Below are 15314 nucleotides of genomic sequence, written 5' to 3'. Positions count from 1 at the left end.
ACCTTCCGGGTCAGTGGGCCGGTTGGGCGGGCGCCGGGGGAACGCCCGCCCAACCAGGATTGGAGGGGCTCAGCCGAGCCAGGTCCAGTTCTGCCAGTCGTACTCGCCGATGTTGTCCGGGGTGATGGCCTCGGGTGCCGGCAGGTCATAGGTCTCGGGCAGTTCCTCGCCTTCGGCCATCGACTTCCACAGTGCGTCCATGGCGGTGTACCCGAGGACCACGGGATCCTGCAGCACCTCGCCGATCCAGGACTCGTTGCCGTCCTGGATGTACTGGAGGACTTCCTTGTCACCGGCGATGCCGATGAACTTCATCTCGCCGTCGCGGCCCGCACCGACGGCGGCGTTGTAGGCGCCGATCACCTCGGCGTCGTTGTGGCCGGCCACGACGTCGATCGTCGCCTCGCGCTGGAGGACGTTCTCCATCAGGCTCTGCGCGGAGTTGCGGTCGGCGGCTCCGGAGTCGCCCTCCTCCAGGATGGTCGCGTTCGGGTAGGCGGCGGTCACGACGTCGCTGAAGCCGTTGAAGCGGTCAGCGCTCACCTGGCCGGACGTGGGGACGGTGATGAACAGCAGTGTCGGATCGTCCTTGCCGAGCGTGTCGAGGTAGTCGACGGCCACCTGGCCGGCGGCCTCGCCGAGCGCGGTCATGTCGTGTCCGACGAAGGTGTTCCAGACGGCGTCGGCCGGGTCGTCGGGCTGCTGCGGGTAGTCACCGACGACGAACTGCGTCCCGGTGCGGCTGTGGAGGTCCACCATCGTGGGGATGATCGCCTTGGCGTCCGTCGGGAAGACGACGATGCCCTTGGCGCCGGCCGAGACGAGGTTCTCCAGGTTCTCGATGTTGGTCTGGATGTCCTGCTGGGAGTCCTCGAACTGGAACTTCACGTTCGCTTCGGGGTGCTCCTCGCCCCATTGCTCCATGCCCTCCTGGGCGCCGAGGAACCAGGCGTACTGCAGGGTGAAGATGCTGCCGCCGATCAGGGTCTCGTCCTCGCCGAAGACGTGGCCCTCGTCGCCGCCGCCCTCGTTCTGGGTGGCCTCGCCACCCCCGGTGGTCTCCGCGGCCAACGGGTCCTCCGTGGCACCCGAGCATCCCACCAGCATCATGGCCGCCGACAGCAGGGCTGCCACTGCTCCTGTCTTGATTCGCATTTTCTTGCTCCATTTCCGGTTGTTCGACATCGGGTCCGGAGGGCTCTCCGGGCCGCGTGGGGCGTCGGCGCAACGGTGCGTCGACGTCTTGAAAGGGGGCGCGGGACTCGTGGGTCGGGGGATCCCCTCGAGTGGCAATCTCAGTACGGATGGGTGGGAGGGGCGCGGCCGACGGCGGCCGCGCCCCTGCGGGTCAGAAGTCGAGCTCGTAGATGTGGCCGATCTGGTCGGCGAGGAAGTCGACGCCGCCTTCGCGGATGACGACGGGCTTCTCCCAGCGGACACCGAAGTCGGAGCCGATCCCGAACGTGTCGACCTGGAAGGTCATGTTCGGCTTCAGCTCGTACTCGGAGGTGGTCTCCATCCAGGGGGCCTCCACCTCGGTCAGGCCCAGGCCGTGGCAGGGCCCGTAGACGTAGGCGTCCTTGCGTCCGGCGTCGAGGAACTTCTGCTCGTAGTCGCGGGCGATCTCGCCGGAGACCCGACCGGCGCGGAGCTCGGCCTCGGTCCACATGTGCATCTCGAGGATGAAGTCGACGATGTCCCTCTTCTCGCCCTCGAGCTTGCCGACGGACACCGGGATGCCCACCGCGGGGCTGTAGCCGTCGACGGCCGCCGAGAGGTTGAGCTGGACGATGTCTCCCTTGGAGATCGTGCGGTAGGAGGAGCGGGAGATGGCGTGCCGGGTGCTGGCCTGGCTGAAGCAGTACTGCGGCAGGCCCTCGTACTCCGCGCCGTTCTCGTACATGGACTTCTGGGCCACGCCGACGAGCTGGAGCTCAGTGATCCCCGGGCGGATGGCGGCGACGACGTCCTTGATGGCCAGGTCGGTGATGCGGCCGGCCTCCTTCAGGCAGGCCACCTCGGCGTCGGACTTGACCGAGCGCAGGGCCACCATGATGTCGCGGGCGTCCACGAGCTCGGCATTCGGGAAGGCCTCCTGGAGCGCCTGCCAGACGACGACGTTGGTGTCGAGCACGGAGGCGACGCCGATTCGCAGGTTGTCACCGGTGACGCCGAGGTGCTTGAAGACGTCGCCGAACTTCGGGAGCTTGAGGTGCGGGTAGGCGGGGTCGGCGGACTCGCGGTACTCCGCCATGGCGAACACGTCGTCGATGTGACCGGTGTCCTTGGCGAAGAGGTCCGACTCGGGCCCGACGAGGAGCGCCCCCTTGCCGTCGGGGTTGAGCAGGACGCCGGCCCGCTCGAAGACGGGCCAGAACCCGCTGAAGTAGCGAGTGTTGGCGTAGTCCGCCTCATTGCCGTTGAGCAGCAGGGCGTCCAGCCCCTGCTGCCGCATCAATTCACCTGCCCGCTTGGCTCGCTCCGCGTACTCATGGGCAGGGATCATTACTCGGTCCATGGTGTTCTCCTTTGACGACCATCCGACGGTTGGCGAACTTCGGCGTCCGCTGCGCAATCGATTGCGCGCCACAAACTCTAGGCAGCCACACGGTGGGATGTCAACGGTCAATCCGAAGTATTTCCCCTAGAGGCAACGATTGCGCATCGGTCGCCCCGGTAACCCCTGCTTGGGCACCCGGCAACGGCGGGGCGCTCGCGCCTGGCGTCACGGCCGCCACGGGGACCACTTGGACTGATGCCGGATCGAACGGGGCGCCCACAATCCCGGTGGAGCGCACGGCTCCGTCTCCGGTGCTGTCTGCTCCACGCACCTCCCCCGCCGGGGCCGCTGGAGCGCACGGCTCCGTCTGCGGTGCTGTCCGCTCCACGCACGTCCAGCCCGGGTGAGGTCAGGTCCTCCGCGGGCGGCCCCTTGGACGCCCCCGACGTCGACGTCGGCGATCGTGACCCGGCTCAGGTGACCATCTCAGATGAGGCCGGTCTCCTGCGCGTGGGCGACGGCTCGGGAACGACTGTCGACCCCGAGCTTCGTGAAGATGTGGTTCAAGTGGCTCTTGACGGTCGCCTCGGTCACGAACAGGGAGCGTGAGATCTCCCGGTTCGTGGCGCCGGTGGCGAGCAGTCTGAGCACCTCAACCTCCCGCGCTGTCAGCTTGGGCAGCGGGTTCCGCATTCCTCGCAGCACGCGGGTGGCCAGATCGGGCGCGAGGACGATGTCCCCCGTCGCCGCACGCCGAATGCCCTCGACGATCATCTCCGGGGCGAGGTCCTTCAACAGGTAGCCGGCAGCGCCGGCCTCGATGGCGCCCAGGATCTCGGCATCCCTGTCGAAGGTTGTGAGGATGAGGACTGCCGGGGCCGGGTCGAGCGCCCGCAGGGCTGCGGTGGTCTCGATGCCGTCGATACCGGAACCCAGACGCAGGTCGCACAGGACCACGTCGGGTCTCAGGTGGGCGGCGAGTTTGATCGCCTCCTCCCCCGTGGCGGCCTCCCCGACGACCTCCAGCGCCTCGTCGGCGTCGATGACCGCACGGAGCCCGCTGCGAACCACGGGGTGGTCGTCGACGACCAGAACGGACGCGGTCATGGATTCTCCTGGCTCGTTCGGTGGATGGGCAGGTGGGCCGAGACGGCGCTGCCCTCGCCGGCCGCGCTCTCGATGTCGAGGCCCCCGCCAAGTTCACGCAGGCGGGAGCGCATGAACCACAGCCCATAGCTGGACGACGCGTCGCCCGCCTGCTCCCACGCCGTGACGTCGAACCCGATCCCATCGTCGACGATGTCCAACCTGACGGAGTCGTCCGCGTCGATGAGGCTCATGTCGATGCGGGTCGCGGATGCGTGCTGCCGGACGTTACCCACCGCGGACTGCGCGGTTCGCAGCAGCGCGACCTCGACGTCGGTCGGCAGGATCGGCAGCGTGTCATCCACGTGGAGTTCAGTTTGGAGTCCGGTCTCCTTGCTGACCCGCTCCAGCATGCGCCGCAGCGCCGAGGCGAGTGCGTCGTCCTCCAACTCGGCCGGCGCAAGGGCGGAGATGATCCTGCGCACATCGGCGAGGCCATCCCCGGCGAGCGCCTCGACCTGACCGAGAGTACGGGCGGCGACGGGGTCACTCGTCCGGGCGGCTTCCGCGTGGGAGACCAGGCGGATGGAGGACAAGGACTGGGCGATCGTGTCATGGATGTCGCGCGAGATTCGGGTGCGTTCGGCGATCGCCCCCGAGTGCCGCTGGGCCAGGGCGAGCTCGTCCTGCAGCTCGGACGTCTCCTCATGGGCCTTGGTGAGGGACGCCACGAGTCGCTCCCGCTCCGCTGCGTCGTGGAGCAACTGGAGGTAGCCGCGGGAGATCCCGAAGGCGAAAACACCACCGATCAACGGCCCGAACACGTCCGCGTAGCTGGATGTCTGGTAGTGCAGGATCGGCGCAGCCACCACGACCCCGAACACGACGCCCGAGAAAGCCAACCCCCACCTCAGCGGCAGGAGGTGCCCGGCCAACAGCCACAGCAGGAACGACAACCAGACGAACTCAGCCGACACCGCGACGGCCGCGGCCCAGACCAGGGCGAAACCGATGAGCCATCCGACGACGCTGCGGCTCGTGGGCGACCTCGACGGCAGGATCACCCCTGCCACGTGCCAAGTGCCGACCGCCACGCCCGCGATGATGGCCGCCGCGGCCTCTGTTCCCATCCCGATCGCACGGACGACCCCGACCGAGGTCAGGGAGGCCGCCATGACGTGCTGGCCGAGCTCCATCGCCCGGACGGTGTTCTGCGCCGATGCACCCCGGGTCTGCCCAGCGTGCGAAAGCGGTGAGCTCACAAGACTCATGCTGTCACACTCCCAGATCCGCGCCGCTCGAGGCGCCTTGGCCACCGCATCCGTACCCACCATGCCTTCCGTTGGCAACGACGTCGACCGGGCGCAGTCAACACCGGCGGAGCGCACGGCTCCGTCTCCGGTGCTGTCCGCTCCACGCACCTCGCCCACCGGGGCCGGTGGAGCGCACGGCTCCGTCTCCGGTGCTGTCCGCTCCACCGGGAGCCCGGCCACCCATCGGATCGGATCAGTGGACCGGAGCGGGTTCCCGGGCCTCGGAGTGCCGCAGGACGGCCCGCCGCAGCGCCAGGAAGAACACGATCATGCCCGCGGTGATGAGCATGTGGCCGAGTCCGGCGATCCCGGCAATCATCTTGTTCGACTCCTCACCCAGGACGGTGAGTGATCCATGCACCATGAGCATCCCGGCGGTCAGGACCACTCCCGCGTTGTACAGGCCGAAGAACCAGTTGAACAGTTTCCGGCTGGCGGAGATGTCGAACACCTTCTCAAGCGCCAGAACGATCAGGAGCACGATGAACCCGAGGGTCAGCAGGTGGGTGTGCGCCAGCCCCAGCTGGGTGAACTCCCCCTCGGGGAACTCGTTGAGCTTGGTGAACTCCCGGTAGAACAGGCCGGAGGCGACGCCCACGAGCATGTAGGCGAACGATGCGTGGAACAGCTTCTTCATATGGGTCTTCTTTCCGCGTTGTGTTGGTTCTTGGGGCGGGAGGCTCAGCGCTCGGCTGCGGCGGGCTCTCGAGAGTCGACGTTCGCATCACCGATGCGCGACCTGAGGCGCCCCGGCCACCAGATGCGGTCGCCTACCAGGCTGAAGACCGCCGGGACGATCACCGTGCGAACCACCAGCGTGTCCACGATCACACCCAGGCCCACGATCAAGCCGAGCTGGCTGAGGGTGACCAGCGGCAGCACGCCCAGCGCGGCGAACACGGCGGCCAGCACAACTCCGGCGCTGGTGATGACGCTGCCGGTGTGGGCCACCGCCTCCACCATCCCGGCGCGGGTGCCCAGGTACTCGGCCTCTGCGCGGGCGCGGTGCACCAGGAAGATCGTGTAGTCGATCCCCAACGCCACCAGGAACAGGAACGCGAGCAGCGGCACCTGCAGGTCCAGTGCGGGCTGGTCGAACAGGATGCGACTGAGGAACGCACCCGCCCCGATCGCGGCGACAGCGCTCGCGACGTTCACCGCGAGCAGCAGCACCGGTGCGACGATCGATCGCAGGAGCAACACCAGGACGACGAAGCACACGGCCAGCACCAGTGGAGCGACTAGCCACAGGTCCTGCTCGCTGCCGACCCGTGCGTCCAAGTCCTCGGCGACGGCGCCACCCACCAGGGCGTCGGCCCCCGCGACGGCGTGCACGGCGTCGCGCAACTGCTGGATCTGCTGCAGGCTCTCCGCGGTGCTCGGGACGTACTCGCTGGTCACCATGACGCGCGTCAGTTCGCCGTCGGCGGTGGCGCCGGTGGGGTGGGCGCGCACGACGCCGTCGACGCCGGTCGCAGCCGCCACCACGTCGTCGGTGTACTCGCCGTTGGTGACGATGAGGATGGGCTGCGCCTCGCCGGGCGGGAAGTGCTCGGAGAGCACCTCGAGGCCGACGGCGGACTCGGACTCCACGCGGAACTTCTCGAGCTGGTCCAGCCCGACCGTCGTCCCGATCAGGCCCATCGCCATGACGCCCAGCAGCGTGAGCGCCGCCAACAGGCTCATCAGGGGTCGACGCACCACGTGCGCGGCGACGGTGCGCCAGCCCCGGCCCTGGCCACCGGTTGCGCCGGGGCGCGGGACGAACGGCCAGAAGACCCTGCGCCCGAACACGGCCAGCAGCGGCGGCAGCGCGAACAGCACGGCCACCAGCGCCACCAGCAGACCCAGCGCGGCCGGGATGCCCAGCCCGCGGGTCATCGGGATCGCTGCCAGGACGAGCGTCAGCAGCGCCACGACCACCGTGACGTTCGACGCCAGGATCGCGGGGACGGTCTTGCGCCACGCCCTGCTCAGCGCGACGCGGTGGTCGGCCTCCCGCAGCAACTCCTCGCGGTAGCGCGAGATCAGCAGCAGCGCGTAGTTCGTGCCGGCGCCGAAGACCAGCACGCTGATGATTCCGGCGTCGAACTCCAGGCCCCAGGCGGAACCGGCGGCGGCGGTCAGCCGACCCGCGAGCCCGTCGGCCAGCGCGACCACCACCAGCGGGATCAGCCACAGCACCGGCGAGCGGTAGGTGACGATCAGAAGGACGGCCACGATCGCGATCGTGACCAGCAGGAGCGTGACGTCGGCCCCCTTGAAGGCCGAGGCGACGTCGGCCCCGAAGACCGGGCCGCCGGTGACGTGCAGCACGAGGTCGGCCGGCGCGCTGGCCGCGATGTCAGCCCGCAACTCCTCGACAATCCGGGCCGTCTCCGTCCCGTCCCCGCCGAGCCTGACCGGGACGACGATGACGGCGGCGGCCCCGTCCTCACTGACCAACGGGCCGTTCGCCTCGGTTCCGGTGGAGGCGCCCAGTACGGGCAGCAGCCCCTCCAGCGACGCGACGTCAGCCTCGCCCAGCGTTGCGGAATCCGCTCGCGAGGCGACCACCAACATCGACTGCGCTTCGGCGTCGGGGAACGTCGCGAGCAGTTCATCGACCCGGTGCGACTCCGAGGCCACCGGGGCATGGGCGGTGCGCTGCGGAGCCTCGACGCCGCTGAACAAACCGAACAGGCTCACCATGGCCACCAGGGCCAGGCCGAGGGCCACCCACGCGCCACGGCGCGAGGTCAACCCGTCAGCGAAACGAATGCGAGCACGAGGATTTGCCATGCCACCAACTCCACCAGCGCCCGCCCCGGGTACACATCGTCGGCAGGGGTGAACCGCGCATCAACCGAATGGTTGACACGGGCGCTGGTCTCAGTCCGACGAGTCGTCGCCCCAGCCGAGCTCGGCCCAGACGGCGGCGGGAACGAGGTGGTCGATGCGCCGCAGCACCCAGGTGGGTCGGTCGGCCTCGGCCGCAGCTGCGACGTCGTCGAGGTCGGAATCGCCCGTGAGCGTCAAGGCCGACGGCATCCCTGCGCGCACGGCCATCTGGATGTCGGTGGACAACCGGTCGCCCACCATCAGGCAGCGGGCCGGGTCGACGTCGAGGCCGCGCAACGCCTGGGTCACCATGCTCGGGTCGGGCTTGCCGACTGTCTGCACGCACTTGGTTCCCGTACACGCCTCGATGGCCGCGACGATGGCCGCACAGTCCGGCTCCCCCCGGCCGCCGGGGAATGGGCAGAACCGGTCCGGGTTGGTGGCCACCAGGATGGCGCGCTCGTGGAACCAGATGGCGTCGAAGGCGATCTGGAGCTTGCGGTAGTCGAAGCCGCGGTCGTAGGAGGCCACGACGACGTCGATCTCCCCCGGGTCCTCGCTGATGGCGATCCCCGCCTCCCGGAGCGCATCGACGAGAGGCTGTTCAGCGATCGGGAACACCACCTCGCCGGGGTGGTTCGCCAGCAGCCATCCGGTCATGGTGGCGACGGTGTTCGCGATGTCTGCGACGTCGGTGGGCAGCCCCAGCCGGGTCAGCTTGTCGGCGTACTGCGACGGCGCCCGAGTGGCGTTGTTGGACAGGAACCGGACCGGGATGCCGCGTCGGCGCAGCTCCGTGACGAGTCGCGCGGCACCGGGCAGGAGTTCGTCGCCCAGGAAGATGGTCGCGTCCAGGTCGAAGAGGTACGCGTCGAAGAACTCCGTCGGCCGTTCCACGGACACCTCCTCGTCGTCGCGAGGCAACGATACTGCCAGCCCCCGCCCGAGCAGCACGTATCCGTGCTGGTTTCGATTCCGTGAGAACATCGTGCAATGGACCAAATCGACGAGCTGATCCTCCGCGAAACCCCAGACCAGGCCTCGGCCATCGCCGTCATCGATGCACCCGGGCTGGTGGAACGTGCGCTGGAGATCGCCGCGGACGTGCGGGTGTGGTGCGACGACGTCCGTGACGCAGAGCTCGTGGACGAGGACCTCCTGGTGGAGCACCCCGAGGACCTGGCCGGCGTCGACCTCGCCTGGGGGCACCTGCCCAAGTCGCTCGCCGCGCTGGACCAGCAGGCCGCGAGTATCCAGGGTGCGCAGGACGTCACCTTCATCACCGGCGGCCGCGTCAAGCACATGAGCAAGTCCATGAACGAGGTCCTCGGCAAGCACTTCACCGCCGTCAACGCCACACGGGGCCACAAGAAGTCACGCGCACTGCGTGCATGGGGCCCGGCCAACCTGCCGACGGACTGGCCCAAGGCACGCCACAACGAGGTGCTCGACCTCACCATCGTCGCCCACGGCTCCACCTTCTCCGGCACCAAGCTCGACGCCGGCACCCGCCTGCTGCTCGACAACCTCGCAGTCGACGGCCCGCGCGTCCTCGACTTCGGCTCAGGCAACGGCGTCATCGCAGCCTTCCTCGCCCGGCTCGGCCTCGAGGTGGAGGCCCGTGACGTCTCCTGGTCCGCCGTCGCCGCGACCCTCGAGACGGCCAAGGCCAACGACGTCGACGTCCACGCCACCTGGGTGGCCGGCATCGACGACTACGCCGACGCCGCCCTCGACGCCATCGTCACCAACCCGCCCTTCCACCAGGGCACCACCAAGGACTCCACCGACACCCTGGACATGTTCCGCGCGGCCCGGCGGGTGCTGCGGCCGGGCGGCCAGTTGTGGTGCGTCTACAACTCGCACCTGCCATACCGCCGGTTCCTGAACGAGCACGTCGGCCCCACCCGCGTCGTCGCGCAGGACCGCGCCTACACCGTCGTGGTCTCGGAGAACCAGGGCAGCTGACCTTGCCGGACCTGCCCGCCACCGAGTTCGCGGACTCGACGATCCGGATCCGCGGCCTCGAGCTGGGGATCCTGGACTCGGACCCCCACGGCGACCCCGCGGCCCGCACCTTCGTGCTGGTGCACGGGCTCGGGGTCTCGTCCCTCTACTACCGCAACCTCGCCGACGAGCTCGCGCCGCACGGTCGGGTCATCGCCGTCGACCTGCCCGGCTTCGGCGGCACCGACAAGCCCGAGAGCGCACTGCGGATCTCCCAGTTCGCGATGGTGCTGGAGGAGACGCTCGAGGAGTTGGGGCTCGCCAACGCGGTGTTGACCGGCCACTCGATGGGCTGCCAGGTGGTCATCGAGACGCTCGCGCGCAAGGCCTCGGCCGCGAGCTCGGCCGTGCTGGTGGGCCCCATCGTCAACTCCGCCGAGCGGCGGCTGCCGGTGGTGCTGCTCCGATTCGTCCAATCGGTCCTGCGTGAGACGCCCGCCTCGGTGGCGCCGTCGATCCTCGGCTGGCTGAGGTGCGGGCCACGGATGTTGCTGGCCACCATCCCGCCGATGCTCGCCTACCGCTCCGAGGAGCGGATCCGCGACGTCGTCGCACCGATCCTGCTCGTGGCCGGTAGCCGTGACCGGCTGGCGCCGTCCCCATGGCTCGAGGAACTGCGGCGGCGGGCCGGTGGCGACGTCAGCGTCGAGGTCGTCGAGGGAGCCTCGCACCAGGTGATGGTCACCCACCCCGGGCTGGTGACAGCCGCGATCCTCCGCCTCGCCGATCGGAGCGACGGGTGACCCGGCGCAGGAGGCGGCTGGCACGGACCAGGGCCGCCGCGGCCGACTGGCTCGTGGCCGGGACAGACCTGGCCGGGGCCCTGTGGCGACGGGTCCGGCCACGCGTACCCGTCGTCGGGGACGGAGACCCCGGCTGCGCCGAGATCCCGGTCGTCATCCTCCCCGGCATCCTCGAGCCCTGGACCTACCTGGCTCCGATGGGCAACTGGTTCGGGGAACTCGGCCACCCGGTCCACTACGTCGAGACCCTCGGCTGGAACCTGGCCGACGTCGCCCGCTCGGCCGAGCGGTGTCGGGACGTGCTCCGGGAGCGAGGCGTCGACGAGGCCGTCATCGTCGCCCACTCCAAGGGCGGCCTGATCGGCAAGGCGGCCATGGCCCTCAGCCGGCAGGCCCACAGCGGGGAAACCGCGTCCGCGAGTCCCGAGGGGCAGTTCGTCGGCATGGTCACGGTGGCCACACCGTTCGGCGGATCCTCGCTGGGCGGGCGGCTGCAACGCCTCCCGGGCGTTCGTCGCACGCCGCTCGGGATGTTCCTGCCGGGCTCCACCCAGCTCGTCTCCCTGGCGATGGAACGGGCCGTCAACGAGCGGATCGTCTCGCTGGCGCCTGCGTGGGACCAGGTGATCCCGGAGGGCTCCCACCTCGAGGGGGCGCTGAACGTGCGCCTCGACGTGCCCGGCCACTTCCGCCCGGTCCGCGACGAGGGCGTCTGGCGCACCATCCACGAGCACATCCACCTGCTGGCCGCCGCTCCACCCACGACAGTCTGACGACTCGTGGTGACCACCGTCCCTCCGGCGGCCCCCGAACCCACAGAACGCGTTCAGCGAGTTCACAGCCGACTCACAGACTCGGCAGGTTAATTGGGGGGCACGCAAGAAGGAGATGACCGACATGACACAAGCAAGCCCAGGCCCACAGTTCCAGCAGTCCTCCAACCAGGGCTGGCCCGGCCCCAACCGGCCGTACGCCGACCAGACCTCCTACCCCACCCCGCACCCCAGCATGCCCACCACCCCGCGTGAGCTGGGCGGCCCGTCGGCGCCGCCCCGCGGTTCGGCCCCCTACGGCGCCGCGCAGGCGTTCTCGACCAAGCCCCGCAAGCGCTCCAGCGTCGCGGGCGTGCTGGCAGCCGCGCTCCTCGTCGTCGGAGGCTCAGGCGCGGTCGGCGCGGCCACGGCGCTCTCCCTGACCGACGACGACCGCGGCGGCACCGTCGTCGAGGCCGGCGCGCCCCAGGTGATCCAGGCCGACCCGTCGAACCCCGACTGGGCGGCCACCGCCGCCGCCGTCGCGGACGCCGTCGTGGCCATCCAGGTCACCGGCATGAGCGGCAACGGCCAAGGCTCGGGCGTGATCCTCGACTCCGCCGGCAACATCGTCACCAACAACCACGTCATCGCCGGCGGCGGCGCGGGCACGGAGATCTCCGTCGTCATCGGCACCAAGGCCTACGAGGCAGAGGTCGTGGGCACCGACCCGTCCACGGACCTGGCCGTCATCCGCCTGGTCGAGCCGCCGTCGGAGCTGCAGACGATCAACTACGCCGACATCTCCGACCTCGCGGTCGGTGACCCGGTGATGGCCGTCGGCAACCCCCTGGGTCTGGCCGACACCGTCACCACCGGCATCGTCTCCGCACTCGACCGCCCCGTGACCACCAGGGCCGTGTCCAACAAGTCAGCAGCTATGGCGACGGCGTCGTGGTCACCCCCGCCATCCAGACCAGCGCGGCCATCAACCCCGGCAACTCCGGCGGTGCGCTGGTGAACGCGGCCGGCGAACTCGTCGGCATCACCAGCTCGATCGCGACGCTGACGTCCGGCTCCAGCGAATCCGGCAACATCGGCATCGGCTTCGCGATCCCGGTCACGCAGGTGGAGTACGTGGTGGACCAGCTGCTGGCCGACGGCACCGCCGAGCACGCCCAGCTCGGCATCAGCGCCGCCGACGTCCGCGACTCCGACCAGCTCGGCGCGGAGGTCGCCGAGGTGGTGCCCGACTCCCCTGCCGAGGAGGCTGGCCTGCGCCCCGGCGACATCATCAACGCCCTCGACGACCGCCCGATCACCGGGTCGGAGTCGCTGGTCGCGCTGATCCGCGCCTCCGAGGTGGGCCAGACGGTGACGCTCAACGTCATCCGGGACGGCTCCGAGACGCAGGTCGAGGCGACGCTGACCGCAGCCGACGCCTGACCACCCGTTGGTCGAGCAGCTGTGACCACCCGTTGGTCGAGTAGCTCGCCCGGCGAGCGTGTCGAGACCTAACCACACAGAACCCAAGGTCTCGACACGGGCGCTGGGCGCCCTACTCGACCATCAGACTGAAGCGCCGGACCCGATAGCCTTGCCAACCATGCAGACCCGCGTCGTATTCGTCTCGCCCACGCCCATCCTCGGCGAGTTGGTGGCCCTCGTCCCCGACCCGGGCGAGCGCTCCACCGTCGAGACCGCCGAGTGGCACTCGATCACCGTCATGTGCGACCACCCCGACCCGTCCGCACTGCGCGCCGAACTCCGCGCCGCGGCGGGCGACGTGGCAGTCGCCGTCATCACCGGCCCGCTCGCGACGCAACCGGCGCGGCTGGTGCTGTGCGACGTCGACTCCACCTTCACCACCACCGAGGCGGTCGACCTCCTCGCGGCCCACGCCGGCAGCGGCCCGCAGGTGGCCGAGATCACCGAGCGTGCGATGCGCGGCGAGCTCGACTTCGAGGCCTCGCTGCGGGCCCGGGTCGCCACCCTCAGGGGGCTCCCCACCACGGTGTTCGACGTCGTGGGCCCGGCCATGACCCTCTCCCCCGGCGCCCTCGAGATGGTGGCCGCGGCGCACGCGATCGGCGCGCTGGTGGGTGTCACCTCGGGCGGATTCACACAGCTCGTGGGCCCGATGGCCGCCGAGGCGGGTCTGGACTTCCACAACGCCAACGTGCTGGAGACCGAGGTGGTCGACGGCGTCGAGGTGCTCACCGGGAACGTGACGGGCACCGTCGTGGACCGGGCGCAGAAGGCCCGCGACCTGGCGAGCTTCGCCGCCGCGCATGGCGTCGACCCGGCACTGACGGTCAGCGTCGGCGACGGCGCGAACGACCTGGACATGCTGGACGCGGCGGCACTCGGGATCGCCTACTGCGCGAAGCCGATCACGGCCGAGCGCGCCGACGTCGCCGTCGCCTTCCCGAGACTGGACGCGATTGTACCCATCGCCCTCCAGCGCTGAATGGGGGGTGCCCTGCAACCCGGTGGCAGTGGCTTTCTATTGTGGGTCCTGAGATCGGATTCCAGGAGGAAGAATGTCGGGTCGCATCCGGAACGAGTCACTGCGTTCCAAGGTCATGACTGCGGGCGAAGCCGCGGCACTGGTGCAGGACGGTTGGACCATCGGGTTCTCCGGCTTCACGGGCGCCGGCTACCCCAAGGAGTTCCCCGGCGCGCTCGCCGCGCGGATCAACGCCGCCCACGACGCCGGTGAACCGTTCCGCGTCAACGTCCTGACCGGAGCCTCCACCGCCCCCGAGCTCGACGGCGCCCTCGCGCGCACCGGCGGCGTCGGCATCCGCGCCCCCTACCAGTCCGACCCGGACATGCGCAGCGCCATCAACGCCGGCGACGCGGACTACCTCGACATCCACCTGTCCCACATGGGCCAGCAGGTGCGGCGCGGCTACTTCGGGCGGCTCAACCTGGCAGTGGTGGAGGTCACCGCGATCACGGAGGACGGCAAGCTGGTGCCGTCGTCGTCGGTGGGCATGAACCGCACCTACCTCGACGAGGCCGACTTCATCGTGCTGGAGGTCAACGAGTGGCAGTCCGAGGAGCTCCTCGGCATGCACGACATCTTCTACGACGTGGGCAACCTGCCGCCGCACCGCGTCCCGCTGCCCATCCGCACCGCGTCGGACCGCATCGGCCAGCCCGTCTTCGACGTCGACCCCGCCAAGGTGGTCGGCATCATCGAGACCAACAGCGCGGACCGCAACACCCCCTTCAAGCCCCTCGACGACGACTCGAAGGCGATCGCCGGCTACCTGCTGGAATTCCTCGGCGACGAGGTGCGCAAGGGCAGGCTGCCGGAGAACCTGCTGCCCCTGCAGTCGGGCGTCGGCAACATCGCGAACGCGGTGCTCGCCGGCCTGGCCGAGGGACCGTTCGAGAACCTCACCTCCTACACCGAGGTGATCCAGGACGGCATGGTGGACCTGCTCGACACCGGCAAGCTGACCGTCGCCTCCGCCACGGCGTTCTCGCTGAGCCCGGAGTACGCGGAGCGGATGAACCGCGAAGCCGCTGACTACCGCAGCAAGATCATCCTGCGGCCCCAGGACGTCTCCAACAACCCCGAGGCGGTGCGCCGGCTGGGCGTGATCGCGTGCAACGGACTGATCGAGGCCGACATCTACGGCAACGTGAATTCCACCCACATCATGGGCTCCAGGATGCAGAACGGGATCGGCGGCTCGGCCGACTTCGCCCGCAACGCCTACCACTCCATCTTCGTGACCCCCTCGACGGCCAAGCGCGGAGCCATCTCGTGCATCGTGCCGATGGTCAGCCACGTGGACCACTCGGAGCACTCGACGTCGATGTTCATTACCGAGCACGGGATCGCCGACCTGCGCGGCCTGTCGCCCCGCAAGCGCTCCAAGGTGATCATCGACAACTGCGCCCACCCAGACTTCCGGGAGCCGCTGCGGGAGTACGTGAAGCTCGCCGAGAAGAAGGCCAACGGCATGCACACCCCGCACGACCTGGCCTCCGCCCTCGGCTGGCACGTCCGCTTCCTCGAGACGGGCACGATGCGCCCCTGACCACGCCGGGCGAGGCGTGATGCTGTGTAAGGATG

12 protein-coding genes and 1 pseudogene are annotated in these 15314 nt (G+C 69.6%); 6 read left to right on the top strand and 7 right to left on the bottom strand.

Annotated elements, in window-relative coordinates; translation table 11 throughout:
* Positions 1 to 69 precede the first annotated feature (69 nt).
* The 7 genes from FOJ82_RS09940 to FOJ82_RS09910 form a co-directional block, all read right to left on the bottom strand.
* Complete coding sequence (locus tag FOJ82_RS09940) at positions 70 to 1155, bottom strand: sugar ABC transporter substrate-binding protein (protein ID WP_185975719.1); 1086 nt, start codon at positions 1153 to 1155, stop codon at positions 70 to 72.
* 193 nt (positions 1156 to 1348) lie between these two features.
* Positions 1349 to 2518, bottom strand: a complete 1170-nt coding sequence (locus FOJ82_RS09935; protein ID WP_143938311.1) for a M24 family metallopeptidase — start codon at positions 2516 to 2518, stop codon at positions 1349 to 1351.
* 468 nt (positions 2519 to 2986) lie between these two features.
* Positions 2987 to 3607: a response regulator gene (locus FOJ82_RS09930; protein ID WP_143938310.1), complete on the bottom strand. Its 621-nt coding sequence runs from the start codon at positions 3605 to 3607 to the stop codon at positions 2987 to 2989.
* Positions 3604 to 4848: a sensor histidine kinase gene (locus FOJ82_RS09925; RefSeq protein WP_246099831.1), complete on the bottom strand. Its 1245-nt coding sequence runs from the start codon at positions 4846 to 4848 to the stop codon at positions 3604 to 3606. Before FOJ82_RS09925 ends, FOJ82_RS09930 begins: the two co-directional genes overlap by 4 nt.
* A 244-nt stretch (positions 4849 to 5092) precedes the next feature.
* Complete coding sequence (locus FOJ82_RS09920; protein WP_143938308.1) at positions 5093 to 5536, bottom strand: DUF2871 domain-containing protein; 444 nt, start codon at positions 5534 to 5536, stop codon at positions 5093 to 5095.
* A 44-nt stretch (positions 5537 to 5580) separates the two neighbouring features.
* Positions 5581 to 7641, bottom strand: a complete 2061-nt coding sequence (locus FOJ82_RS09915; protein ID WP_221933095.1) for an MMPL family transporter — start codon at positions 7639 to 7641, stop codon at positions 5581 to 5583.
* Between the two features lie 129 nt (positions 7642 to 7770).
* Entirely contained in the window at positions 7771 to 8622 is an 852-nt protein-coding gene (locus FOJ82_RS09910; protein WP_246099838.1) for an HAD-IIA family hydrolase, read from the bottom strand.
* A gap of 90 nt (positions 8623 to 8712) precedes the next feature.
* Here FOJ82_RS09910 and FOJ82_RS09905 point away from each other — a divergent pair, with 90 nt between their 5' ends.
* The 6 genes and pseudogenes from FOJ82_RS09905 (at position 8713) to scpC (ending at position 15279) form a co-directional block, all read left to right on the top strand.
* Complete coding sequence (locus tag FOJ82_RS09905) at positions 8713 to 9687, top strand: class I SAM-dependent methyltransferase (RefSeq protein ID WP_143938305.1); 975 nt, start codon at positions 8713 to 8715, stop codon at positions 9685 to 9687.
* Between the two features lie 2 nt (positions 9688 to 9689).
* Positions 9690 to 10469, top strand: a complete 780-nt coding sequence (locus tag FOJ82_RS09900) for an alpha/beta fold hydrolase (protein WP_185975718.1) — start codon at positions 9690 to 9692, stop codon at positions 10467 to 10469.
* Positions 10466 to 11242, top strand: a complete 777-nt coding sequence (locus FOJ82_RS09895; RefSeq protein WP_143938303.1) for an esterase/lipase family protein — start codon at positions 10466 to 10468, stop codon at positions 11240 to 11242. Before FOJ82_RS09900 ends, FOJ82_RS09895 begins: the two co-directional genes overlap by 4 nt.
* A 556-nt stretch (positions 11243 to 11798) precedes the next feature.
* Positions 11799 to 12667: pseudogene (locus FOJ82_RS17030) on the top strand (S1C family serine protease).
* Between the two features lie 160 nt (positions 12668 to 12827).
* Positions 12828 to 13691, top strand: a complete 864-nt coding sequence (serB, locus tag FOJ82_RS09885) for a phosphoserine phosphatase SerB (protein ID WP_246099828.1) — start codon at positions 12828 to 12830, stop codon at positions 13689 to 13691.
* A gap of 73 nt (positions 13692 to 13764) precedes the next feature.
* Positions 13765 to 15279 (top strand): succinyl-CoA:acetate CoA-transferase ScpC, encoded by a 1515-nt coding sequence (gene scpC, locus FOJ82_RS09880; RefSeq protein ID WP_143938302.1) that lies wholly within the window; start codon positions 13765 to 13767, stop codon positions 15277 to 15279.
* Positions 15280 to 15314 lie beyond the last annotated feature (35 nt).

The organism is Tessaracoccus rhinocerotis, assembly GCF_007197885.1.
Lineage (GTDB): Bacteria > Actinomycetota > Actinomycetes > Propionibacteriales > Propionibacteriaceae > Arachnia > Arachnia rhinocerotis.
Note: the sequence above shows the minus strand (reverse complement) of the source record. Positions and strands in the feature narration are given on the sequence as shown.

Bases quoted from the DNA above. Each gene is read 5' to 3' on its own strand.
- FOJ82_RS09905 (WP_143938305.1), top strand. From the start codon at position 8,713: ATGGACCAAATCGACGAGCTGATCCTCCGCGAAACCCCAGACCAGGCC.
- FOJ82_RS09940 (WP_185975719.1), bottom strand. From the start codon at position 1,155: ATGCGAATCAAGACAGGAGCAGTGGCAGCCCTGCTGTCGGCGGCCATG.
- FOJ82_RS09935 (WP_143938311.1), bottom strand. From the start codon at position 2,518: ATGGACCGAGTAATGATCCCTGCCCATGAGTACGCGGAGCGAGCCAAG.
- FOJ82_RS09930 (WP_143938310.1), bottom strand. From the start codon at position 3,607: ATGACCGCGTCCGTTCTGGTCGTCGACGACCACCCCGTGGTTCGCAGC.
- FOJ82_RS09920 (WP_143938308.1), bottom strand. From the start codon at position 5,536: ATGAAGAAGCTGTTCCACGCATCGTTCGCCTACATGCTCGTGGGCGTC.
- scpC (WP_143938302.1), top strand. From the start codon at position 13,765: ATGTCGGGTCGCATCCGGAACGAGTCACTGCGTTCCAAGGTCATGACT.
- serB (WP_246099828.1), top strand. From the start codon at position 12,828: ATGCAGACCCGCGTCGTATTCGTCTCGCCCACGCCCATCCTCGGCGAG.